General features: G+C 43.7%; 26 protein-coding genes and 1 pseudogene. 23 read left to right on the forward strand and 4 right to left on the reverse strand.

Annotated features, from left to right (window positions below):
• Positions 1 to 16 precede the first annotated feature (16 nt).
• The 13 genes from D1970_RS02505 (at position 17) to D1970_RS02565 (ending at position 10,790) form a co-directional block, all read left to right on the forward strand.
• Positions 17 to 556 carry a 3-hydroxyanthranilate 3,4-dioxygenase gene (locus D1970_RS02505; protein ID WP_119111309.1) on the forward strand — a complete coding sequence of 180 codons (540 nt, stop codon included), beginning with the start codon at positions 17 to 19 and terminating at the stop codon, positions 554 to 556.
• Positions 541 to 1,551, forward strand: a complete 1,011-nt coding sequence (locus D1970_RS02510) for an amidohydrolase family protein (RefSeq protein WP_181213289.1) — start codon at positions 541 to 543, stop codon at positions 1,549 to 1,551. The genes D1970_RS02505 and D1970_RS02510 overlap by 16 nt, the downstream gene beginning before the upstream one ends.
• 4 nt (positions 1,552 to 1,555) lie before the next feature.
• The gene (locus tag D1970_RS02515) at positions 1,556 to 2,017 is read left to right on the forward strand and encodes a RidA family protein (RefSeq protein WP_119111310.1); all 462 of its coding nucleotides are present in this window, start codon (positions 1,556 to 1,558) and stop codon (positions 2,015 to 2,017) included.
• A gap of 8 nt (positions 2,018 to 2,025) precedes the next feature.
• The gene (locus tag D1970_RS02520) at positions 2,026 to 3,489 is read left to right on the forward strand and encodes an aldehyde dehydrogenase (RefSeq protein ID WP_119111311.1); all 1,464 of its coding nucleotides are present in this window, start codon (positions 2,026 to 2,028) and stop codon (positions 3,487 to 3,489) included.
• A gap of 22 nt (positions 3,490 to 3,511) precedes the next feature.
• Positions 3,512 to 4,291, forward strand: a complete 780-nt coding sequence (locus tag D1970_RS02525) for a 2-keto-4-pentenoate hydratase (RefSeq protein ID WP_119111312.1) — start codon at positions 3,512 to 3,514, stop codon at positions 4,289 to 4,291.
• 11 nt (positions 4,292 to 4,302) lie between these two features.
• The gene (locus D1970_RS02530) at positions 4,303 to 5,190 is read left to right on the forward strand and encodes an acetaldehyde dehydrogenase (acetylating) (RefSeq protein WP_119111313.1); all 888 of its coding nucleotides are present in this window, start codon (positions 4,303 to 4,305) and stop codon (positions 5,188 to 5,190) included.
• A 20-nt stretch (positions 5,191 to 5,210) separates the two neighbouring features.
• A complete protein-coding gene (gene dmpG / locus D1970_RS02535; RefSeq protein ID WP_119111694.1) occupies positions 5,211 to 6,239 on the forward strand; it encodes a 4-hydroxy-2-oxovalerate aldolase in 1,029 nt (342 codons plus the stop codon).
• Positions 6,240 to 6,242: 3 nt separating this feature from the next.
• Positions 6,243 to 7,040 carry a 2-keto-4-pentenoate hydratase gene (locus D1970_RS02540; protein WP_119111314.1) on the forward strand — a complete coding sequence of 266 codons (798 nt, stop codon included), beginning with the start codon at positions 6,243 to 6,245 and terminating at the stop codon, positions 7,038 to 7,040.
• A gap of 90 nt (positions 7,041 to 7,130) precedes the next feature.
• Positions 7,131 to 8,141, forward strand: a complete 1,011-nt coding sequence (locus D1970_RS02545; protein ID WP_119111315.1) for a TRAP transporter substrate-binding protein — start codon at positions 7,131 to 7,133, stop codon at positions 8,139 to 8,141.
• A gap of 18 nt (positions 8,142 to 8,159) precedes the next feature.
• Positions 8,160 to 8,639 (forward strand): TRAP transporter small permease, encoded by a 480-nt coding sequence (locus D1970_RS02550; RefSeq protein ID WP_119111316.1) that lies wholly within the window; start codon positions 8,160 to 8,162, stop codon positions 8,637 to 8,639.
• Positions 8,639 to 9,916, forward strand: a complete 1,278-nt coding sequence (locus tag D1970_RS02555; RefSeq protein WP_181213317.1) for a TRAP transporter large permease — start codon at positions 8,639 to 8,641, stop codon at positions 9,914 to 9,916. Before D1970_RS02550 ends, D1970_RS02555 begins: the two co-directional genes overlap by 1 nt.
• A gap of 27 nt (positions 9,917 to 9,943) precedes the next feature.
• Positions 9,944 to 10,144, forward strand: a complete 201-nt coding sequence (locus D1970_RS02560; protein ID WP_119111318.1) for a 4-oxalocrotonate tautomerase — start codon at positions 9,944 to 9,946, stop codon at positions 10,142 to 10,144.
• A gap of 139 nt (positions 10,145 to 10,283) precedes the next feature.
• A complete protein-coding gene (locus D1970_RS02565; protein WP_119111319.1) occupies positions 10,284 to 10,790 on the forward strand; it encodes a methyl-accepting chemotaxis protein in 507 nt (168 codons plus the stop codon).
• Between the two features lie 77 nt (positions 10,791 to 10,867).
• On the opposite strand, the gene D1970_RS02570 is transcribed toward D1970_RS02565, so the two are convergent.
• Complete coding sequence (locus tag D1970_RS02570) at positions 10,868 to 11,773, reverse strand: LysR family transcriptional regulator (RefSeq protein WP_119111320.1); 906 nt, start codon at positions 11,771 to 11,773, stop codon at positions 10,868 to 10,870.
• Between the two features lie 133 nt (positions 11,774 to 11,906).
• On the opposite strand from D1970_RS02570, the gene hutG reads away from it, so the two are divergent.
• Both hutG and D1970_RS02580 read left to right on the forward strand, forming a co-directional pair.
• A complete protein-coding gene (gene hutG, locus D1970_RS02575) occupies positions 11,907 to 12,878 on the forward strand; it encodes a formimidoylglutamase (RefSeq protein ID WP_119111321.1) in 972 nt (323 codons plus the stop codon).
• 15 nt (positions 12,879 to 12,893) lie between these two features.
• Positions 12,894 to 13,172, forward strand: a pseudogene (locus D1970_RS02580) (sodium/glutamate symporter); the annotation flags it as partial.
• A 127-nt stretch (positions 13,173 to 13,299) separates the two neighbouring features.
• Here D1970_RS02580 and D1970_RS02585 read toward each other — a convergent pair.
• Positions 13,300 to 13,890, reverse strand: a complete 591-nt coding sequence (locus D1970_RS02585) for a YdhK family protein (protein WP_119111322.1) — start codon at positions 13,888 to 13,890, stop codon at positions 13,300 to 13,302.
• 279 nt (positions 13,891 to 14,169) lie between these two features.
• Here D1970_RS02585 and D1970_RS02590 point away from each other — a divergent pair, with 279 nt between their 5' ends.
• The 6 genes from D1970_RS02590 to D1970_RS02615 all read left to right on the forward strand — a co-directional run bounded on the left by D1970_RS02590 (position 14,170) and on the right by D1970_RS02615 (position 19,796).
• Positions 14,170 to 15,024 carry a hydrogenase small subunit gene (locus D1970_RS02590; protein ID WP_119111323.1) on the forward strand — a complete coding sequence of 285 codons (855 nt, stop codon included), beginning with the start codon at positions 14,170 to 14,172 and terminating at the stop codon, positions 15,022 to 15,024.
• Positions 15,025 to 15,152: 128 nt separating this feature from the next.
• Entirely contained in the window at positions 15,153 to 15,857 is a 705-nt protein-coding gene (locus tag D1970_RS02595; protein WP_119111324.1) for a pirin family protein, read from the forward strand.
• 114 nt (positions 15,858 to 15,971) lie between these two features.
• Complete coding sequence (locus D1970_RS02600) at positions 15,972 to 16,634, forward strand: hypothetical protein (protein WP_119111325.1); 663 nt, start codon at positions 15,972 to 15,974, stop codon at positions 16,632 to 16,634.
• Between the two features lie 331 nt (positions 16,635 to 16,965).
• Positions 16,966 to 18,240, forward strand: a complete 1,275-nt coding sequence (locus D1970_RS02605; protein ID WP_119111326.1) for a dicarboxylate/amino acid:cation symporter — start codon at positions 16,966 to 16,968, stop codon at positions 18,238 to 18,240.
• 121 nt (positions 18,241 to 18,361) lie between these two features.
• Positions 18,362 to 19,156, forward strand: coding sequence for a TIGR00266 family protein (locus tag D1970_RS02610; RefSeq protein WP_119111327.1), 795 nt, complete (start codon positions 18,362 to 18,364; stop codon positions 19,154 to 19,156).
• Between the two features lie 307 nt (positions 19,157 to 19,463).
• Positions 19,464 to 19,796, forward strand: a complete 333-nt coding sequence (locus D1970_RS02615) for a winged helix-turn-helix transcriptional regulator (protein ID WP_119111328.1) — start codon at positions 19,464 to 19,466, stop codon at positions 19,794 to 19,796.
• 37 nt (positions 19,797 to 19,833) lie between these two features.
• Here D1970_RS02615 and D1970_RS02620 read toward each other — a convergent pair whose 3' ends face one another.
• Positions 19,834 to 20,718: a selenium metabolism-associated LysR family transcriptional regulator gene (locus D1970_RS02620; RefSeq protein ID WP_119111329.1), complete on the reverse strand. Its 885-nt coding sequence runs from the start codon at positions 20,716 to 20,718 to the stop codon at positions 19,834 to 19,836.
• Between the two features lie 366 nt (positions 20,719 to 21,084).
• Between D1970_RS02620 and D1970_RS02625 the strand changes: the two genes are divergently transcribed.
• Positions 21,085 to 21,363 carry a YsnF/AvaK domain-containing protein gene (locus tag D1970_RS02625; RefSeq protein WP_119111330.1) on the forward strand — a complete coding sequence of 93 codons (279 nt, stop codon included), beginning with the start codon at positions 21,085 to 21,087 and terminating at the stop codon, positions 21,361 to 21,363.
• Positions 21,364 to 21,546: 183 nt separating this feature from the next.
• Positions 21,547 to 23,007, forward strand: coding sequence for an alanine/glycine:cation symporter family protein (locus tag D1970_RS02630; protein ID WP_119111331.1), 1,461 nt, complete (start codon positions 21,547 to 21,549; stop codon positions 23,005 to 23,007).
• 37 nt (positions 23,008 to 23,044) lie between these two features.
• Here the strand turns inward: D1970_RS02630 and D1970_RS02635 are convergent, their stop codons facing one another.
• Positions 23,045 to 23,956, reverse strand: a complete 912-nt coding sequence (locus D1970_RS02635; protein WP_119111332.1) for a DMT family transporter — start codon at positions 23,954 to 23,956, stop codon at positions 23,045 to 23,047.
• Positions 23,957 to 23,997: the final 41 nt, after the last annotated feature.

Below are 23,997 nucleotides of genomic sequence, written 5' to 3' on the forward strand. Positions count from 1 at the left end.
AGGGAGACAAAGAAATATGAAAAGCCAGTTTGTTCCTATTAATCTTCTGAAATTCATTGAGGAAAACAAGGATCAGCTTAAACCGCCGGTAAATAATAAGGTTATTTGGAAGGACGCGGAACTGATGGTCATGCTGTTAGGCGGTCCGAACAGAAGGCGCGATTTCCATGTCGACCCCTCAGAGGAAATTTTCTATCAAATCAAGGGGAGCTGTTATGTGGAAGTCATTAATGGCCAAGGAAAGCGAGAGGTTGTTGAAGTGAAGGAAGGAGAGATGTTTTTGCTTCCAGCGGACGTCCCACATTCTCCGCACCGTGTTGCAGATACGATTGGATTAGTGATTGAGCGTAATCGGGCAGAAGGTGAGCTTGAAGATTTTGTTTGGTTCTGTGATGAATGCGATTCTGAAATGCATCGGGCAACAATCCAACTTACGAATATTGAAATACAGGTAAAGGAAGCAATCGCCAGTTTCAATGTCAATGAAGAACTGAGAAAGTGTAAAAATTGCGGACATATGATGCCTCCTGAAGCGAGTGAATGGAAATGCGTGTAGATTTTCATACTCATATCATTCCGGAAAACTTTACCGAGCTGACAAAGCGCTTTAACGGAGAAAAGTGGCCGACCCTTGAACGCACCTGTGCATGCGGCGCAAATATCATGGTTGCTGGCAAAGTGTTTCGTGAAGTGACCGATCAGGTGTGGTGTCCCGAGAAGCGGATTAAGGATATGGAGCAGGAATCGGTTGACATCCAGGTTTTATCCCCAATTCCAGTGACATTTTCTTATTGGGCTCCTGCCGGGGAAGCGGAAGTTTTAGCAAGAGTCCAAAATGATTTTATTGCTGAAACCGTAAACATGTTTCCAACAAAGTTCATTGGACTTGGAGCAGTTCCTTTACAGAATGTAGAGGTTGCGATCCGGGAAATGGATCGATGTAAACACGAATTGCGCCTGAGCGGAATTGAGATAGGAACAAATGTAAATGGAGTCAATCTTGATGATCCTTCCTTTATTGAATTTTTCCAATGTGCTGAGCAATGGGATGTACCACTGTTTATCCATCCATGGGAAACGTTAGGGAAAGAAAGGATGCCGCGCCATAACTTGATGTATACGGTCGGTATGCCGAGTGAAACTGCTTTGGCAGGAGCGAGCCTGATTTTAGGCGGTGTGATGGAGAAGTTTCCGAAGTTGAAAATATGTCTGGCGCACGGTGGTGGCGCGCTGCCATATTTGCTTCCTCGCCTTGACCAAGGCTTTAAAGTTTGGCCGCATTTACGTTTGCTCGATAAGCCTCCGAGCCATTACGCAAAGCAATTTTATTATGATTCACTTGTGAATGAGCCAGTCAACCTTCATTATTTACTGCAGAATTTTGGACATGAAAAGATTATTATGGGCTCGGATTATCCATTCCTGTTAAGGGAAGTCCCGCCAGGCAAGGTGGTTGATGAAACTTCTGAACTTACAAAGGAACAGATTGAATGCATTCTCGGGAAAAACGCACTTAGGTTCCTAAATGTTCCTGTGAAGGTTGGGAGCTGATGTTATGGAAAAAGCGGTAATGACACCGGAAGAAAGAATAACGGAGCTGGGGTTGATTTTGCCTGTTCCAAGACATGCTGCGGGAAATTATGTCAGCTGTGTCAGATCAGGAACCTTGATTTTTACATCAGGCCAGGGAACGGATGAATACCGGGGCCGCCTTGGGGAAGATGTTTCAATTGAGACTGGCTACGCTGCGGCGAGGCAGTGCATGCTCAATCTCCTGACTGTTGTGAAAGAAGAGATAGGAGAATTAAGGAAAGTGAAGCGGATTGTCAAAGTACTTGGGTTTGTGAATAGCTCGGCAGATTTTACCGCCCAGCCGAAGGTTATGGACGGGGCCTCTGATTTGCTTGTACAAGTTTTTGGGGAGAAGGGAAAACATGGCCGCTCAGCGGTAGGGATGGCCCAGCTTCCTTTTAATAATGCTGTTGAGGTAGAAATGGTGTTGGAAGTGGAGGAGTAGGAGGGCACATGATGAGAATGATTCAACCACAAGTCATAAAAGATGCAAAGCTCTTTATTAACGGGGAGTATCGCGATTCAATTTCTGGTGAGAGTTTTGATACATTTGACCCTTCCACTAATCAAAAGCTTGCATCGGTCGCAAGGGCTAGTGAAGAGGACGCCAGGGTAGCAATTGATGTTGCACAGCAAACGTTCAGGAGCGGTGTATGGAGCGGAATGCCTGTTGCCGAACGAACGAAAATATTGTGCAGGATGTCAGATTTAGTGTTGGAAAGGGTCGATGAACTGGCGCTTGTCGAGACACTTGATGTCGGAAAGCCAATTAAAGAGAGCCTTGGGTTTGATATTCCGAGGGCAGCAGCCAATCTGAGATTCTTTGCGGAAATGGCCAACTATGTCAATCATGAGCATTATGACCAATCTAAATATATGTCTTACTCAAAGTATTCTCCGGCAGGCGTGACAAGCCTGATCATCCCATGGAACCTGCCCTTCATGCAGATGACATGGAAGGCATCGGCAGCATTAGCGGCCGGCAATACGGTAGTTGTCAAGCCAGCCTCCTATACGCCATTAAGCGCCGTCATGCTTGGTGAAATTGCCAATGAAGCAGGATTGCCGCCTGGTGTTATGAATATTATCACAGGACCTGGAGACACGGTGGGGGCAGAGATGACAAGGCACCCATCTGTCAGAAGGATTTCTTTTGTAGGTGACAGTACGACAGGAAGGACTGTCATGAAGAATGCGGCTTCGCAGTTGATACCTGTTTCGCTGGAACTGGGTGGAAAGTCGGCGAACATCGTGTTTGAAGATGCGGATATGGATGAAGCGATTGCCGGGTCAATCGAGGCGATTTTCAAGAACCAGGGGGAAATCTGTTTGGCTGGTTCACGCTTGCTTGTTCAGGAGAGCATTTATGATTTGTTTCTTGAGAAGTTCTTGGCTGCGGTCGAAAAAATCAATGTCGGCAATCCGCTTGATGAGGATACAGACATGGGCGCTCTCGTTTCGAAGGGACATTTGGAGACGGTTGATCAATATGTGCAAATTGGCCTTTCTGAAGGCGCAAAGCTAGCGGCCGGTGGAAAGAGGATTACAAATCTTGGACCGGGGAACTATTACGAGCCGACTGTTTTATATGATGCCGACAACAAGATGCGTGTTGCACAGGAAGAGATTTTCGGGCCAGTATTGGTTGTGGTTCCTTTTAAGACGGAAGAGGATGCCATTAGGATTGCCAATGATTCAATATATGGCCTTGCCGGTGTTGTCTGGACGAATGACCTTCGTCGGGCGCATCGTGTGGCAGCAATGGTTCATTCAGGGTTATTATGGATCAATTGTTGGTACTACAGGGATTTGCGGACTCCATTTGGAGGATCGAAGGCAAGCGGCATCGGCCGTGAAGGCGGCAAGCATAGCTTTGAATTCTACACAGAAGCGAAAACAGTCACGATGAAATTATAGAGGGTGTAAGGGAGGGAAGTTCATGCACGATGCAGTTAATCGAATCGCGGCTGCTCTTATAGAAGCGGAGGCAAACAAGCAGGCAGTCCCCTCGCTTACTCAGCAGTATGCCGATTTGGAAGTTACAGATGCTTACAATATTCAACTGGAGGTCATAAAGCGGAAGCTGGCAGGAGGTCGGACTGTCATTGGCAAAAAGGTTGGTTTAACAAGTGTGGCAATGCAGCAGATGCTTGGAGTCGAGGAACCTGATTATGGCCACTTACTTGATGGTATGGAGTTATCATGCGGAGAAAAAGTAAAAATCAATGAGCTGCTTCATCCAAAAATTGAAGCAGAAATCGGATTTATCCTTGGAGAAGACCTAGAAGGGCCAAACATTACTTTTTTGGATGTCCTGATGGCGACAAAACATGTGATGCCGACACTTGAAATCATTGACAGTAGAATAGCAGACTGGAAGATTCAGCTAGCCGATACAGTAGCAGACAATGGCTCATCTGCAAAAGTGGTATTGGGAGAACAATTAACCGCAATTGATGGAATTGATTTGCGCAGTGTGGGGATGACTTTATACAAAAATGGAGAAATGATAGCGACTGGCTCAGGAGCAGCGGCTCTTGGACATCCAGCTCATGCAATTGCCTGGCTCGCCAATAAACTGTCTGAGTTCGGGATCAGCCTTAAAGCTGGAGAACTGATTTTGCCTGGTGCGCTTTCAGCAGCGATTGCTGTTGAGGAAGGCGATACGGTTACTGCTCAGTTTGGCCCGCTAGGTTCAGTTTTTGTCAATTTCGAATAGGGGGTGCAGGGTTGGTGAAATTGAATGCGTGTATCATAGGTTCTGGAAATATCGGGACCGATCTTATGTATAAGCTTGAGCGAAGCGAGGTCATTGAACTGACAGCAATGATTGGCATTGATAAGGAATCGGATGGTCTGAACCGGGCAAAAGAACGAGGCTACCAGGTATTTTATAATGGTATCCAGGCTTTAAGGGACCATCCGGATTTGGCTGACATTGTGTTTGATGCAACTTCTGCGAAAACCCATTTGAGACATGCGGAGGTTCTTGAGGAGATGGGAAAGCTTGCGATTGATTTAACTCCTGCAGCAAGAGGGCCTTTCGTCATTCCTGCTGTAAATGGAAATTCCTATTTGGACGTTCCGAATGTTAATTTGATTACTTGCGGAGGGCAAGCTACGATTCCGATTGTGCATGCAATTAATTCTGTAGCTGATGTGAGCTACGCAGAGATCGTGGCAACAATTTCGAGCAAAAGCGCTGGGCAGGGAACACGGGAGAACATCGATGAATTCACGATTACAACAAGGCGCGGGATTGAAGAAGTTGGCAGAGCCGACCAGGGTAAGGCGATTATTATTCTTAACCCGGCTGAACCGCCTATCCTCATGCGCGATACGATTTATTGTGAAGTGAAAAATATGGATGAGGATGAAATTGCGAGATCAATCGATCAGATGGCAGAAAAGGTGAAACAGTACGTCCCGGGCTACCGTTTGAAACAGGACCCGCTGTTTGAAGGAAACCGGGTAACCGTTTTTATTGAAGTGGAAGGTGCCGGCGATTACTTCCCTGTCTACGCTGGAAATCTTGATATCATGACGGCAGCGGCGACACGATATGCCGAGGAATTTGCCTGGCATATGCTAGAAAAGCAAAATGCAAAAAGCGTTTGATGGAAAGGCAGGGTGAAATTATGAATCGCAAAAGTGAAAGGCCAATTAAAATAACGGAAGTATGTCTGCGCGATGGCAGTCATGTTATGCAGCATCAATTTACGGAAGACCAGGTACGGCGTGTGGCACGTGAACTGGACGATGCAGGAATGCATTATATCGAAGTGAGCCATGGAGACGGATTGGGCGGTTCCACGCTTCAATATGGAAAGTCATTCGTTGATGAAATGAAGCTGATTGAAGCGGCTGTTGATGAATGTAAGCAGGCAACGGTTGCCGTTCTGCTCCTTCCCGGAATTGGAACAGTTCATGAACTGAAGCAGGCACACACATTAGGTGCAGGTTTGGTCCGAGTAGCAACGCATGTAACCGAAGCTGACGTTTCCGCACAGCATATTAGCATGGCTTGTGAGCTAGGAATGGAAGCGATTGGATTTCTGATGATGGCCCACATGGCGTCAACGGAAAAATTGGTTGAACAGGCAAAGCTGATGGAAAGCTATGGTGCCCAGGCTGTTTATGTAACAGATTCAGCCGGTGCGATTTTACCGCATGAGGTCCATGAAAAAATTTCTGCGTTGAAAGAATCATTGTCCATTGAAATCGGCTTTCATGCACACAATAACCTTTCGCTTGCTGTTGCTAATACGATTGCAGCGCTAGAAGAGGGAGCGACGAGAATTGACGGAAGTGTCCGCTGCCTTGGTGCAGGGGCAGGAAATGCACAGACAGAGGTGCTTTTATCCGTGTTGGACCGGATGGGCATCAATTTAGGAATTGATATTTATAAGATGATGGATATAGCTGAGCATACGGTAGGGCCGCTGATTCCCAGGCCTCAGGAAATAAATAAAGGCAGCCTCATTTTGGGATATGCAGGAGTATATTCAAGCTTCCTGCTTCATGCAGAACGGGCTGGACAAAGGTTCGGCTTAGATTCAAGAGATATTTTACTGGAGCTGGGAAAAATGAAGGTCGTTGGCGGCCAGGAGGATATGATCCTCGATGTTGCCGCACAACTCGCAAAAGCCCGTAAATTGGAGGTGTAATGATTGACGATTATGAAGGGTGTTGATCTTGAAATAGTAGAATATTTATTTTCTGCCGAGAAAGAGTGTCGTGAAGTTATGAAAGTGACGGATCGATATCCGGAATTAACTTTTGATGAAGCCTATTCCATTCAGGAAAAATTAATCCAAAGACGGGAGATGGATGGTGTCCGCAAAATTGGCTTGAAGCTTGGGTTAACCAGCAAAGCGAAGCAGGAAATGATGGGTGTCCATGAAGCCATTTACGGTTATTTGACTGATGATATGCTGGCACTTGAGTGGGAACCGGTTGATTTTACCGATTTCATCCATCCGAAGGCAGAACCTGAGATCGCTTTTTTTATCAATGAAGAGCTACAGGGAACGAATGTTACTGCTGAGGATGTACTGCGTGTTACGAAATTTGTAGCACCAGCTATCGAAATCATTGACAGCAGATATTTGAACTTTAAGTTTACGCTGGCTGATGTGATCGCTGATAACTGTTCTTCTTCAAAATTGATTATCGGAAGCAAATGGATGTCCCCAGCTGGTTTGGAATTGGGACAGCTTGGAATGGTGATGACGAAAAACGGACAGGTTGTCCAAACCGGGTCAAGTGCCGCGGTATTGGGTCACCCTGCTGTTTCCGTCGCCTGGGCGGTAAATAAGTTGGGAGAGAGAGGAAAGGGAATCAACAAAGGGGATGTTATCCTAAGCGGTGCGGTTTCTGAAGCGATTTCATTTGAGCAAAATGATACTATCCTTGTTCAGTTTGCTGAATTAGGCGGTGTTTCTTTTTCTTGTAAATCCAGCACTTAGTTGTCATGACTAAGTGCATTCTCTGGTTTCAGAATATTTTGATTAAATGGACATAAGGACAGCTTATTATAAAAAAAAGAGGTGCGAGAAATGAGAAGGTTAAGAAATGTGGGACTTTCCTTATTTGTCTTTACGCTAATGCTAATGATTGCTGCGTGCAGCAATTCAGTAGCAAAACCCGCTGCGAAAACCGGTGAAACGTATAACTTTAAGCTTGCACACATTACTCCAACCGATCATATGTGGCACAAGGCTGCAGAAAAGTTTAAAAAAGAGCTAGATCAGCGTTCTGATGGAAGGATGCAACTGGAAATATACCCCGCAAGCCAGCTTGGGACTGAGGCGGATATGGTGCAGCAAATTTCTTCAGGGTCAGTTGATTTTGGATTTATTACCGCAGCTTATATGAGTTCTCGAGCTGAATCGTTCACCGCATGGTTTGCTCCGTACTTGTTCAAAGACCTGGAAGAAGCGAACGCTGCCAGAGATACGGAAGTCGCAAAGAAGATTCTAGGGTCTTTGGATGAACAAGGAATTAAAGGGCTGGATTATCTCTTTGCCGGCAGCCGTGTCATGTTGTTCAAAGATAAAGAAGTAAAGAAACCTGAAGACATGAAAGGGTTATCATTTCGTGTAACGCAGAGCCCTCCGCTGCAGGATTATTATAAATCATTAGGGGCATCGCCTGAATCACTGCCTCTTCCGGAGGTATATGCGGCAATTCAGACGGGTGTAATTGATGGAATGGACATGGATTTGGATGCGACCATCACGAATAAATATCATGAAGTTGCTAAATATGGCGCTGTTACGAACCATATGGTATGGCCATCCGTTGCGATGATCAACAAGGTAACCTATGAAAAAATGTCTGATGGAGATAAGAAAATCATTGATGACTCCATCAAAGCTGCAGCAGATTTTGCGGTAAAGACCCGTTCTGCACAAGAGGATGAATTTAAAAAGACTCTTAGTGATAAGGGAATGAAAATTTACGAAATCGACGAAAAGCTATTCGATCCATATATTAAGAAATTCGATGAGAAGTATGAACAGACTGACCCAGTCATCAAGGAATTTATTGAGACATTCCGCAAGTAACCTATTGGAGGGAAATGCGTGAAAAAACTTAGTAATATGGTAGCCAGTTTCGAAAAGAAACTGGCTATTATCCTCATGTTTACAATGGCTGTAACCGTGGCTGTGGCAGTAATATTCAGGTATGTATTCAATGAACCACTTTTCTGGGCCGGTGAAATATCAATTTTTCTATTAATTTATACAACATTCATTGGCGGCAGTCTTGGACTTAAGTATAAAAAGCAGGCGTCGGTATCCATCGTTACAGATTATCTGCCTAAGAGGATGAAAAAAATTATTTCCATTCTGGGCCATATCTTCATGCTGGTATTTTTGGGAATACTTCTTTTCTATTGTTTTAAGTGGATTACTTCGCCGACAGTTGCATTCCAAAAATCAAGTGCCACCCTTTTTCCAATGTGGATTCCTTATTCGATTCTTCCAATCGGTCTTTCATTTGCGGCGATCCACTTGCTGAATCATCTCCTGGACATGATAAAGGAGAGTGAAGCTCAGTGATGTTTTTAGTGGTTTTAGCTTTTTTCTTATTTTTAATAATGGGTATACCCATTTCACTCGTGCTTGGGATGACAACGATTATGTATTTTTTAGTGACAGGGAATACGATGCTACTGGAGTCTGCACCGCAGCGGCTATATTCAGCAATGGAGAATTTCGGCCTTCTGGCTATCCCGCTTTTTATGCTGACAGGAGAATTAATGAATAGCGGCGGAATTACAAGTCGATTAGTTCATTTTGTGAAAAAGCTGGTGGGGCACGTGCAGGGAGGACTAGCCTATGTAACGGTTCTCGCAAATATGTTCCTGGCTTCAATATTGGGTTCAGCAAACGCCCAGGCTGCGATGATGAGTAAAGTCATGGTCCCCGAAATGGAAAAGGAAGGATATAGCCGGGAATTTTCAGCGGCATTGACTCTCGCTTCATCCATTGTTGCACCAATCATTCCCCCAAGCATGATTTTTATTATCTACGGGACTTTATCAGGAACATCGATAGGTGCATTGTTTATGGCAGGTATTATCCCAGGCATTATGTACGGTGCAGGGTTCGTTGCCCTAATTGCATATTTAGGATACAAGCATAATTTTCCTCGCAGTGAGAAAGCAAGCTTGGATCAAATTTGGAAATCGTTTATAAAAGTATTGCCTGCGCTTCTTGTACCGGTAATCATTACTGTTGGTATTTTAAGTGGGGCATTCACTGCGACAGAGTCAGCCGCAGTTGCAAGTGTGATTGCTTTTATCGTAGGGATGTTTTTTTATAAGGAATTAGAATGGAAAACTATCCCGGCGATATTGATCAATACTGTGATTGGAACAGCAACAGTCACATTCTTGATTGCTATGGCAAACCTATTCGGCTGGATGATTGCATTCGAACAAATTCCGCAAAGTATTGCGAACTGGATGCTGTCAATTTCAGATAATCCATTTGTGTTTCTATTACTGGTAAACATCTTCTTACTATTGATTGGTACAATCTTGGATGGAATTGCGGCACTCATCATTTTAGTTCCTGTCCTGATGCCGCTTGTTACAAGCTTTCAGATTGACCCGATCCATTTTGGTGTGATCATCTGTATTAACCTGACAATTGGACTGCTGACACCACCAGTGGGAACTGGACTTTTCATTGTGTCGTCGATTGCCGAAGTGAAATTTGAAAGACTCGTCAAGTCTGTCATGCCGATGCTGCTGTTAGGTATTGTTATGCTATTCATCATAACCTACTGGGAACAGACAACATTGCTGATTCCTAGATTGCTTGGGTTTTAGCCGGCAGCTCTTTAAGGGAGGATTATTATGCCAATCATTCAAATTCAAATTCTTGAGGGCAGGAGCAGCAAGGCAATCAGAGAGTTAATTTCGGAAATTACAGAGGCAACAGTTAAAGCTCTGGATGTTCAGCCTGAACAGGTTCGCATAATCGTGCAGCCCGTACCGAAGCAGTATTGGGGTGTTGGAGGGGGAACGAAAGAGGAAGCGGAAAGAGATAGGGTATAGCGTTTTGATTATTCTTGGGAAATGCAAGAAAATTCGGAATGGTTCAACAGGCCATTCCATTCAGGAAGTGAGCAAAAACTCGGGTGAGAATCGATAAAATTATTGAAGTCATCAAAGGAATTGCCGACCAAACAATCTTTTGGCACTGAATGCAGCAATTGAATCGTCCAGGGCGGGTGAGGATGGCCGAGGCTTTTCTGTGGTAGCGGAAGAAGTAAGAAAGCTGGCAGAACAGTCAAAGGAATCCGCTAGCCAAATTGCTTCTATCATTGGGGATATGAAAAGTAACAATATGCGTGCGGTAAAGTCTGTTGATAAAGCATCGCAGGAAGTAAAGGAAGTCGTAAATCTGGTCGGGAAAACAGGCAAGGCTTTCGACAAAATTCTCTCATCGATTGAAAATGAAAATGCCGAAATTTATGAAGTTTCAAATGTTACCCAGGAAATATCAGCCAGTGTCGAACAAGTCAATGCTTCTGTTAAAGAAGTCGCGCATATTGCAGAATCATCGGCTGAAAGCACTACAGCGGTAGCCGCCGTTTCTGAAGAGCAGCTGGCAGCCATGCAGGAGGTTAATGCCTCGGCATCGACACTGGCGAACTTGACGGAGAACCTGAAAACGATGATTGGCAAATTTAAAGTGTAACCAGAAAGTTTCAACATATTACGAACATGGCGTGCTTTTTGCCTGGTTTTTCTTATTGATAAAACTGGTTGACAGCATCACTGAGATTTAAGCGAGTTTCCTGCTATAAAGAAATCTTTAATGGATGCAAGTAATTCAAAAACAGCAGGAGATAAATTTCGATCTTTCCAATAGGCAAAGTATACCGTTCTCTTCAGAAACTGTGATGGGAGAGTATGGGTCACTATGTTTGGGTTTGAATTGTATTTAATATAGCTTTCCGGCAAGATGGTAATGCCCAATCCGTGTTCGATCAGGCTGCATGCAGTCTCTAACCGTTCTATCTCGAACTTGATGTCAGGCGTGACGTTTTCATGCTGGAATGCTCTTAATACATCCTCCCTTGTTTGAAAGCCTTCCTTGCAAATAATGAAATCCCTCTCAGAAAGGTCTTCCAATGAAATAGAAGATTTTTTGTTCAGTTCGTCAGCTTTATGGATGACAAGAACAAGATCCTCCGTGTAGATAGGAACAATCTCTATTTCTTCAGACTGAATAGGCTGGTTCGTTATTGTGCAATGGACATCATAGTTGGCTAATGTTTGAAAGACCTTTTTTTCGCCAAGAATTTCTTTAAACTGGAAATGTATATCAGGAAAACTATTTTTGAAATTTATAATAATTTTTGGCAGCCAGTATTTTGCCGATTCAATGAGCCCGATGGAAATAATTCCGTTTCCTTTTTGCCTGAGATCATCTAGCTCTTTAAGCATATGTTCGTATTTGTTAATAAGCTCCAATGACCGTGTATAGAAAATTTCCCCGGATTCGGTTAGTTTAAATCCCCGTGTATTCCTCTCTAAAAGCTGAATTCCTATATCTTTTTCCAGCTTCATTATGGCGGTGCTCAAGGATGGCTGGGAAATATGGAGAAGATTAGCAGCTTTGGAAAAATGCTTTTCTTCCACGACTGCAATAAAATAACGAAGCTGGCGAATATCCATAAAAATTCCTCCTGATTAGATATATAGTTAATAACTATAAATATATATAAATATAGTATTAGTATTTATATATTAACTTAAAATATACTTTAAACAAGTAAAAATTCTGAATTTAACAAATGAAGGAGGATTTATGTATAATCAGCCGTCAAAAAATAATTGGTTTGGAAGAATTGACAGCGAGACAGACATCCTTAGTTTCCGTTTTCATCAGCAGGTTCAGCTAGTTGATCTCCCTTCTGTCACTCATTCATTTGATGTGAAGAAAACCTTTGGCCTCATTGGATTTCAATGTGATGAAGGCGTTAGGCGTAACCAGGGGAGGAGAGGCGCAGCAAAAGCACCGGATGCGGTCAGGCAGGCAATCGGCAAATTGCCATGGCACTTGCCAGGTAATGCGCAAGTTCTCGACATTGGAGATATAGAGTGCCTTGGCGATCGAATGGAAGAAGCGCAGGCTGAATTAGGAAAAGCCGTCTCTTCTCTATTAAATAATAAAATCTGTCCGATTATTATCGGCGGAGGACACGAGACTTTTTACGGTCATTACCTTGGGGCACGTGAGTTCATGGGCCCTGCAGCCCGTTTGGGAATCATTAATATAGATGCTCACTTTGATATGAGGCCATATGATCAGGAGAGCTCTTCAGGCACGATGTTTAAGCAAATACTGGATCAGGATCAGAATTGCGGTTATCTGTGCTTAGGCATTCAAAAGCTCGGCAATACAGCAGCCCTCTTTGAGACAGCTGAAAATTATAATGTGAAGTATGTGATGGAAGAAAATCTGGCTTCTTCAGATATTGCCAAAGCATTCAATGAGGTCGATAGTTTTGCCAGTCAATATGACGCGACTATATTGACACTATGTACCGATGTCATTGGCTCTGCATATGCCCCGGGGGTCAGTGCTCCTGCGCCTTTTGGACTCGACCCAAAAGTTGTGCGATTGTTGATCCAGCATATTGCTTCAAAAGATAAGACTCTCTCTTTTGATGTTTGTGAAGTTAACCCTGATTTAGACGAAAATAAGAAAACGGTTACACTGGCAGCACATTTAATCAATACGGCACTTATGAACTTTGAATATTCCAGAGGGGGATAAAATATGAGCATGTAACTAAACAGCGAAACTACTGTCTTTTTGGCGGTTGCGTTACTGATTCTAGGAGGATTCTTAATTAACAAAGTCGAAATGCTAAAACGGTTTTGCATACCTGCTCCAGTAGTGGGCGGGTTGTTATTCACCGGTTAGGTAACGATTCTAAAACAGACAGGACTTATTACAATATCACTGGATACCACTTTGCAAAGTCTATTCATGTTAACATTTTTTACAACGGTAGGACTCGGTGCAAGTCTTCAACTTGTTAAGCTTGGAGGCAAGCTTTTGATTGTTCGTCCCAATTGTAGGGGCATTTCTCATCGACGTATTTGCAATGCCAATCATTATCACAAACATTAACTTGTTAAAATAATGAAGAAGGGAGCTGCTGAGGCAGCTCCCTATTTGATTACTGGTCTTTTTACTGATTAACAGGCGACAGCTCACTCTCTGTTACCCATTTGTGGTTGGTGACTTTCTTTTCACCGTTTGTTGGAGTGAAATCAACCATGTAAACAGTTGTTTGCTCTGCTATCTCAATGACCCCTTCAGCGCCGTGCATGCCTTCCATATGGTCAGTCATGATGGTCACTTTTGTTCCTGGCTCCACTGCTTTGCTTTCATGGTCTTTAAGCTCTTCGTGGATGACCCATTTGTGGTTCTCCACTCTTTTTCCGCCAGTTGTCGGGTTGTAGGAGACCACATAGGCTGTTGTTTCGTACGCACCAGAAATCGTTGCTTTAGCGCCTTTCATGCCTTCCATATGCCCTGTCGTAATGATCGCCTGTTCTCCTACCTTATACTTTGGATGCTTTGCTTCCACTAACCCCTTGGGTACTTCACTCGAGCCGGAATGATTCATTTCCGAGTGGTTCATGGCTTCTTCTGTACTTTTTGCGGCCGGTTCCTCAGTGTCGTTTTCAGAGCTTTTGTCCGCGCTTCCCGAACATGCTGTCAGAGTGAATGCAAGCGCCAGCGTCAGCAGCAATAGCCATGACTTTCTTATCTTCATATGTTTATCATTCCTTTCTTTTATCATTTCCACTGTTATAACAATAAAATGTGCAGAAATTATGGAGCGAATACATATTACAGCAAAATGTACTTCGTGTGCTTAGTCATTCAAGGATATCGTCCGTCACACTGCAAGGTGTAGGACTTGAATTTTTAGACGTGAAAGTCTCAACAATTTTCAAGAAATCGTCAGAATGTAGATGTATTGGATCCCGGTGTTTCTATTATAGTAAAGATATGTATGTATTTAGGTGTCGTATTACAAGGGGGAGAATTCATGTCAGGCTATAACTGGCTTGAAGCAATAGATATAACAGCGGACAGATTGAAGGGAGATTGCAATGAAAGGCTTCCGGTGATTTGGGTTAGCGCCCTTGAATGCACGGGGTGCAAGGAAGCGCTGATTCGATCTGCCGAGCCGACGGCTTCCGAGTTGCTTTTGGATTTTATTTCGCTTGAATACAGCGAGCTATTTTCTGTGGCCAGCGGTGACAGGATTGAAAGCCATAAACAAACGATTTTCGAAAAGTACAAAGGAAAGTACGTCCTTGTAATTGAAGGGAGCGTTCCCGGGAACAGCGAATTCTTAATGATTGCAGGCAAGTCTGTAAGAGATGAAATACAAGAAGCTGCCATGCATGCCAAAGCCGTGATTGCCGTGGGGAGCTGTTCGGCATGGGGAGGTCTGCCGGCCGCAAGTCCAAATCCTACCGATTCGGAAGACATTAGTGCTTTAATTCCGGAAGTCGTGCCTCTCGCATTAGTCCCTGGCTGCCCTCCAGTGCCCGAGGCCATTACCGGAACGCTATTGTACATCCATTTTCATGGAGAACTACCAGAACTGGACAAGAAACTTCGGCCCAAAATGTTTTACAATACGACAGTACATATGGCGTGTCATCGGAAACCATTTTTTGATCAAAAGCTGTTTGCCGAGTCATTTGATGATGAAGGGGCTAAGAAAGGGTATTGTCTTTTCAAACTTGGCTGCAAAGGCCCAACAGCATTCAATGCCTGTGAATCGCTAGGAATCGACCGCTGTATTCAAGCAGGAATTCCATGCATGGCATGCTCGGAAAAAGGATTCTGGGACAAAGGCGGCTTTACTGGGAAGAAGAAAAAAAGAACATGAATCCATTAATTTGACAAAAATACGGCTGTATATTATAGTTATTCTAAATTAGAGGAATTAAAATAGTTCCTCTAATTTTAACTCAAATATCTCGAATTCGAGATATTTTCAAGAAAGGACGTTATTATATGATAAAAATATATCCTGCAGCTTCCCGGTATAGCTCCGACCATGGCTGGCTCAAAACATCTCACAGTTTTTCGTTTGCGGAATATTATGATCCCTCGAATATGAATTTTGGTCCTCTTCGTGTTTTGAATGATGATTTTGTGGCACCAATGAGAGGTTTTGGTTCCCACCCGCATAAGGAAATGGAAATTGTTTCGATTGTGCTTGACGGCTATTTACAACATACGGACAGCTCCGGCGGCACAGCTACAACGACATTCGGAGAAGTCCAGAGGATGTCGGCGGGTACAGGTGTAGTTCATTCTGAAGTGAATCCCAACCCTGAGGAAAAAGTCAATTTTCTTCAGCTTTGGTTTCTGCCGGAAGAAAAGGGCCTTGTCCCTTCATATGAGAAGACCCGGTTCAATGTTGAAAAAATGAACAATCAATTACTGCCGATTGTTTCGAAACAGTATGCTTCTGATGAGATTTCCTACATCCATCAGGATTTGACCATATATATAGCTGATCTCGAAGCTGATACAAACCTTTCTTATCTTGCAAAAGAAGGCCGTAAAGCTTTTTTGTTCGTCATTGAAGGAGAATTATCCATAAATGAAACGTACAAATTGGACCGCCGTGACTCTGCAAGGGTGTCAGATTTACCTAAAATTGGGCTATCCAGCGTTAATGGTGCACGGTTTATGCTGATTGACCTGCCGTAGTTAGGTTCCTGTAACAAAGGAGTAAGTAGAAAAAATCTGGTTGTAAATGCCATGTTGCAGATCTTTAAATGAGGGAGACACTATTATTGATATCCTCGAAAGGAAGGGATGCCAATGGCTATGGAATGGTTTGACAGGGTAATTGCTGAACTCCAAGATAGTTTGCAATCCATTTGTGATAAATATGATCAGGCAGGACATATGCAAGTAGAGCGAAGTGCGAAACACCCAAGGATCGAGTTCTTCGTGGAGACGGATGATAATGAAAGAGAGTATTTCTTTACACTGTTTTTTGACCCTAACAATGAAGAGTTTTATATGGAAACATATGATTTCGATTTTGAACAGCCTTCCAGGACCATGCTCCCTGATATTGAAGATATCATTGATTCTGTCCATGAAGGCTTTCATGACTACCTGGATATGGAAAGTGACGATACAGACCTTTACGAGTTTGACGAGGCTGATGAAGACGATGAAATGGCAGAATTCGCTGGGGATTCGGATGCGTTAATGGAAGAGGTCGAGGTAGAGTGGGAAACCCCTGAGGTCACGGCTGTCATGTATGAAGATGAAGTCGAGGTGTCATACCAGTTCGGTATCCTGACGGAGACCGGAGACGGCGTCCTGAGAAGGGTCAACCGGATATGGACGGAAGATGAAGAGCTAATTAAAGACGAGTCCAATTTCATTTTTTCTAAAGAAGAGGCCGGAACGATCATTGCAATGATTGCCAGCCATATGGATTCTTTGACGGAATACAGTGAATTCGAATAGGGCAATGGGGTGCCAGGGAGCTGGTACCCTTTTTTTTTGCAATCATACTGTTCATTTCATTAACGCAATCGTTTTTACAACTTAAGGTAGGTAGGCATGCTGTAAATACGAAGAATATTTTGAGAATTTTCTGTGACATTACCCTATTCAAACCTCTGTGAAAGCTTGAAAGTCTATTGCAATACAATGCTCCTAAGCTTATAATTAGTGGCTGAACAATGCTGGATTATAGGCATTTTTACATAGGCGGATCCTTAATGGCGAAGGGCTGTTATTGCCGGATCAGCGATAAGTTTAGCCTACTTTTATAGATGAAAGGCAGTGAAACAAGTTGAAAGCTTTTTTTAAAGGTTACCAGACAACCATTCTTTTATTGGTGGCACTCGTGGCCGGCGGAGCGGCTGGGATTTATTTCGGCCCGAAAGCTGTCATTGTAAAACCTTTTGGTGACTTATTTTTAAACCTGATGTTTATGATTATTGTTCCATTGGTGTTTTTCAGCATTGCATCTGCAATTGCCAACATGAATGGAATGAAGCGGCTTGGAAAGATTATGGGGAGCATTTTTCTCGTATTTGTTGCCACAGCAGCTGTTGCGGCAGTTGTTGGCTTTGCAGGAACGTCAATTATGGACCCTTTAGGAAATGCAGATGTATCCTCCATCAAGGAACTGATGGATCAATCTGGCACTCCGGATGAGAAAACAGAAGAAGTTTCTTTCCTGGCACAGCTTGTAGCGACTTTTACGGTGCCGGATTTTGCCGATCTCTTCTCGAAAAGCAATATGCTTCAGTTAATAGTATTTTCAGTGCTGTTCGGTCTGTCGACTTCACTTGTAGGTGAAAAAGGCAAGCCTGTCGCTGAGTTCTTATCATCAGGAACAGCTGTCATGATGAAAATCGTCCAGATTATCATGTATTATGCCCCAATTGGATTGGGCTGTTATTTTGCCTCGGTGGTTGGGGAGCTTGGACCGCAAATTCTTGAGGGATATGCAAGAGCATTCATACTATATATGATTCTTACTGTAATCTACTTCTTTGGATTTTTCACCCTCTATGCATTTATTGCAGGCGGCCGCGACGGAATCAAGGTGTTTTGGAAAAATGCCGCTACTCCATCTGTGACTGCTATCGCAACCTGCTCCAGTGCAGCGTGTATTCCGGTTAACCTGCAGGCAGTCGGCAAAATGGGCGTACCTAAAGATATTGCTGAAACAATCATCCCGCTAGGAGCGAATACACATAAAGATGGTTCTGTGTTTGGCGGGGTTTTGAAGATTGTTTTTCTTTTCAGCCTGTTTGGAAAAGATATGTCAAGCCTGTCCAGCATTTTAAGTATTTTGGCTGTTTCCTTTTTGGTAGGTGCTGTTATGGGAGCGATCCCTGGAGGCGGGATGATTGGTGAAATGCTGATATTGAGTGTGTTCGGGTTTCCTCCTGAAACGCTTCCAATCATTGCGGTTATCAGTACAATCATTGATGCGCCGGCTACTTTGCTCAATTCAACTGGCAATACGGTTTGTGCGATGCTTGTCACCCGATTGGTCGAAGGCAAGAACTGGCTTGCTGAAAGCTTGAAATTAAATAAAAATATCGCTTCATAGACTCAAGATTGATACATTCAATGCTAATATGTCACCGAATGTTTTTTTGTCAGCTTCTTTATTTGAGGAGTATAATGAGGGAGAAAACCATTTTTTGAATAAGTGAAATGGAGGAATACATATGAATAATCATGAAATTGACTATGTACTTCATGGTGATGACATGCAGTTTGTCGAAGTGGAACTGGATCCCGGTGAAACTGTAATAGCGGAAGCGGGAAGCTTGATGATGATGGAAGACGAAATCCGGATGGAAACCATCTTTGGTGATGGCTCCGGCTCTGGCGGAAGCGGCCTGATGGGCAAGTTGTTCGGAGCAGGAAAGCGGCTCCTGACGGGGGAAAGTTTGTTTATGACGGCTTTTACAAACGAAGGTCAATGCAAGAAACACGCCTCGTTCGCTTCGCCGTATCCTGGCAAAATTGTCCCGATGGATTTAAGCGAGCTTGGTGGAAAAATCATTTGCCAAAAAGATGCATTCCTTGCGGCAGCAAAAGGTGTGGAGGTAGGAATAGAGTTTCAGCGCAAGCTTGGGGCTGGATTTTTTGGCGGGGAAGGCTTCATTATGCAAAAGCTTGAAGGGGACGGAATGGCGTTCGTGCATGCAGGCGGGACCATTCATAAAAAAGTACTCGCACCCGGCGAAGTATTGAGAGTCGACACTGGCTGTCTTGTTGCGATGACAAGTGAAGTGGACTATAACATCGAAATGGTCAAGGGAGTCAAGACCGCCTTGTTTGGCGGAGAAGGTCTGTTTTTTGCCACATTGAGAGGGCCTGGCACAGTCTGGATTCAATCATTGCCGTTCAGCAGGCTTGCAAGCCGTGTCTTTGCGGCGGCACCTCAAGGCGGTTCCCACAACAAGGATGAAGGAAGCATGCTCGGTGGAGTGTTCCGCATGCTTGATGGAGATTGATATTTTACTCAAAAAAGGCTGCTTCGGCGGCTTTTTTCTATAAGGATGAGAAAATTCGCCTAATATGGTCCAGGTTCCAATGGACTGGAAATTCCAGTGAGTCCGTTGCCATAAGATGTGTCGGTTTCAGTGGGTCATTGCTCAGCGGACTCCGTTAAACGGGTGTTTTGGCTTTTTTAGCTCAAATTCATAGAATTTCAGGTAAAAAGGCACCGTTTGTCCATCTTCGTTTATTCATATATAATGAGGGAACAAGGTTATTAAAAATAACTAAACGTTCTCACAGTGATAAACGAGGGTGAAAAATATGAAAAAATCGAAAGAAAACCATTCAAATTCAGATTTATGTCCTAAATTCGAGGCTGCCATGGAGCTGTTGAGCAAAAGGTGGGCCGGATTGATTATTACTCAGCTTTTGGCGGGAAAGAAGCGCTTTACGGAAATATCATCATCTATTCCCATTAGCGGAAGGCTGCTGTCCGCACGATTGAAAGAATTGGAAGAACTGCACCTCGTAACAAGAGTGGTACATGACGAAACCCCTGTCAGGATTGAATATATTCTGACTGACAAAGGCCATGCCATGGAGCCTGTAATTGATGCCGTCACGAAATGGGCTCAGGAATGGGGAGAAAAATAAAAGAAAAGGCAGCCGCCGTAGCTGCCTTTTCCTTTTCCTAAATAAGGCTCGCTGCTTTGTCTATGAATAGTTTGGAAGCCATTGACAGTGTCCTTGCTTTATGGCAGGCAAGGTAGAAGTACCTTTCCTCCGTAAAGTCTTCAATATTGTACATATGAATCATTTTGTTCTCCTGGTAAGGCCTTGCTGCAATTTCTGAAACAATGGAAATACCGATTCCCTCTTTCACCAATTGAATAAGGCTTTGTCCCGAATCGGTGAAGGCTGAAATGTTTAAATGGTCCTTGGAAATACCTTTCCTTTTCAAGTGTTTTTCAAGCATAGAGTTCGTCCCGGAACCCGAATCCCGCATGACAAAAGGGAATTCTAATATTTTTTGTATAGATGCCGGGCCGTCAATGTGGATATCCATTGGAGTAATCAATACAAGTTTTTCCTTCAGCAAAGGTGTGTACTGAAGTTTATCATCCTCATACTTTTCCCCGAGAATACCAAAATCCACCGAACCATTTCGTACTTTTTCCGCAACGGTCCTTGATGGCGATACACGAATATGGAAGGTCACAAGCGGATAATCGGCACGGAATTTCCTGATCATGGCCGGCAGCAGGAATTGTCCAGGGACGGAGCTTGCAGCAATCTTGACTGCCCCTTTATATTCCATTAGCCCCTGTTTAACATCAAGAAGTGCCTGCTCTTTAAGAAGCAGGAGTTTTTGCGCCCATTGGTACAGCCTTTCGCCATGTGGCGTGAGGATAGTTTCCCTTCCAAACCTGTCAAACAGCTTAATGTCCAGCGATTTTTCAAGTGCCTGGACATGTGAGCTAACAGTAGATTGGCTTAGGAAAATATCCTCGGCGGCTTTAGAGAAACTTTTATGCTCAACCACTTTTGAAAAAACATAAAGCTGGTGCAAATCCATTTTTGAAATCACCTCAATCAATAAAAACGATTCAAAACCATTGATAAAATAGATAATTTGAATTTATAACAGGATACCATTTTCTGATAATGTAATCAATGGAACTAAACTTGGTATCCTAGCACTATTACTTGGAAGATGTGGAGGTGATCCCATTGGCGGTTCACTATAATCCTGCATATGTATATGATGCGGGGCCGACAGGATGCGAAGAACTGATAATGAATTTAATTCTTGAACGCCCAAAGGGATGCCGAAACTGATTCGGAGCAATCTCTAAGGCTAAGGGATTGATGTCACCAAAGACCGCGTTAAGGCTGGCGAAGTTCAAGTGCAAGGATATTGTAGAAGAACAAAAAACGGTTAATGTCCCTGTCACGCGAAGAAGTCTATGTAGAAAGACGTACGGTTAATGAAGATGACACTGGGACCGGAGCTATCCTTGATGGAGATGAAACAATCTGGGTACCAATAATGGAAGAAAAAGTGGAAGTCACTAAGCGTCCTGTGGTAAAGGAAGAGCATGTAATTGGTAAACGTGAAGTGCAGGAAACAGAGCAAGTGAAGAAAAATATGAAACGTGAAGAAGCTGATATTGAAACTGATGGCAGCGGGATCGTAAAGGAAACGGATCGAAATAAGTGATATTAAGCTGTAATTAAATTAGAATGACAAAACCCGGCGGTTATTCCTGCTGGTTTCTGTTGTAGTGGTTTTGTAAATGTGGTAAACTGTTTTATAACAGAGATAGGTTTTTTGTTGTGTAATTTCGTTTTATAACTTATAATTCAAAATAGACAAAAAACTTTAAATATTAGGGGGATTTTCTTGGAGAACTTTGTCAAAGCTCTAAACGATGTTTTATGGAGCACACCAGTCATTTATACTTGCCTTGGCGTTGGACTGCTTTTTTCCATACTGACCAGATTCCTGCAAGTCAGGCACTTTAAAGACATGATCAAGCTAATGTTTCATGGGAAAAGTTCCGATGCTGGGGTTTCATCCTTCCAGGCCTTATCCATTGCTCTTTCCGGCCGTGTCGGGACAGGAAATATTGCAGGAACAGCCACAGCGATTGCGATGGGCGGACCGGGCGCTGTCTTTTGGATGTGGGCTATTGCATTTATCGGTGCCTCAAGTGCCTTCATTGAATCCACGCTGGCACAAATTTATAAAGTGAAGCAGGGTGGGATTTACCGGGGCGGACCAGCTTATTATATTGAAAAAGGCATCGGGAAAAAATGGTTCGCTGTTCTTTTCGCCACATCGGCGCTGCTGGCTATGAGCGTTTTAATGCCAGGCATCCAGTCCAATTCCATTGCAGTAGGCATGGATAATGCATTCGGAGTCAGCAAGGCTGTAACTGGAGTTTTCCTTGTCTTGCTTCTTGGTGGTATTATTTTTGGAGGAATCAGAAGGATTGCGACAGTCGCCCAATACGTTGTTCCATTTATGGCACTTGGATATATTCTCGTTTCATTGATTATTGTCGGGATGAATGTAGGGGAACTTCCGGCAGTATTTGCGTTAATTTTCAAAAGCGCCTTTGCGGCCGATTCAATGTTTGGCGGAATTGTCGGAAGCGCGATTGCCTGGGGAGTAAAGCGGGGAATCTATTCCAATGAAGCGGGACAGGGAACAGGTGCACATGCTGCCGCTGCTGCTGAAGTATCCCACCCTGTAAAACAAGGGCTTGTACAGGCATTTTCAGTTTACATCGATACATTGTTTGTCTGTTCTGCAACCGCCTTCATGATCCTGTTCACCGGCTCATTCAATACAGTCGGGCCCGATGGAAAAACATTCATTGTAGAGAACCTTCCTGGTGTTGCTGAAGGACCGGCCTATACACAGGCAGCGATTGAGACAGCATTACCTGGATTTGGAGCAGGATTTGTAGCAGTGTCCTTGTTCTTCTTTGCATTTACAACCATCATGGCCTATTATTATATCGCTGAAACGAATATCGCTTATCTTACAAAAGGCAGAGATAGCAGGCTGCCAATGTTCCTGCTGAAAATAGTAATCCTTGGTGCTACTTTCTATGGTGCTGTCAAAACAGCAAATCTCGCATGGGCTCTTGGAGACGTTGGTCTGGGTCTGATGGTGTGGATAAACCTAATTGCAATTCTTCTTCTGGCAAAGCCTGCGTTAATTGCACTGAAGGATTATGAACAGCAAAAAAAGCAGGGACTTGATCCTGTCTTCAATTCCACTAAGCTTGGAATCAAGAATGCGGAATACTGGGAGCAGGAATATTCGGTGGAGAGTAAGAAAGAAGTTTCCTGATAGCATAGAAAAAGGCGGGTAAAACACCGCCTTTTTTCTATGCCTTCTTTTTCGATAATATGATGATTGTACTGAGGATGAACAGCGTACCGATCCATTCAGCTGGACCAAAAGAAACGTCAAGCCAGATGACGGCTAAGAATGCTGCAGAAAGTGGTTCAACGCTTGCAAGAAGGCTTGTTTCAGAAGCGGAGATAAATTTTAAGCTTTCCATGTAGCAGTAAAAGGCTATGAGGGTGCCGAACAGGACAACAAAAATGATGGCGATGATAGAATTTAAAGACCAGCCACCAGAATATTCCCATGGAGGATTGATAAAACTGAAACCAATACCTCCAATCATCATTCCCCATCCGACTGTATATACCGATCCCCATTTAGACAGAAGTTTTCCTGGCTGCAGTGTATAAAAAGCAAGCGAGAATGCTGAAGCAATACCCCATGCGAGAGCAGGGACTGAAATGGCCATCCGGCCAATATTTCCACCGGTCACAAGAAGGAAAGTGCCCATTATAGCGAGGATGACCGAAAGAATTTCAAGTCCTGAAGGCCAGGCTTTTGAGCGGGCAGCAAGATAACAAGCGATAATAACGGGTGCCAAATATTGCAGTACTGCTGCTGATGCGGCATTACCGTACTCAATAGCAGAAAAAAATGTATACTGGACGCCAAGCATTCCGACTAGGCCAAATACAAGTAACCCAGGGAGATGCTTGCGGTCTTTCCAAATCTTCCATATATCCCTGTTTTCTGAGAAACGGGAATAAAAGAGAAGCAACGCCCCTGACGCCAACAGCCTTACATCAACAAGCCAGGCAGTGCTGATTCCATAGTCTTCGAACAAGTATTGAACAACAGTCCCTGATATTCCCCAAAGTGCTGCGCCAATGATGACGAGGATGATTCCCTTCGCTCTTTGATCTGATAAAACGTTACTTTTTGCATCCATAGTTTCCCCTCATGCCATTTATTTTTGAAATGTTTTTTATA

This window comes from Mesobacillus zeae, assembly GCF_003570705.1.
GTDB classification, from domain to species: domain Bacteria; phylum Bacillota; class Bacilli; order Bacillales; family Cytobacillaceae; genus Mesobacillus_C; species Mesobacillus_C zeae.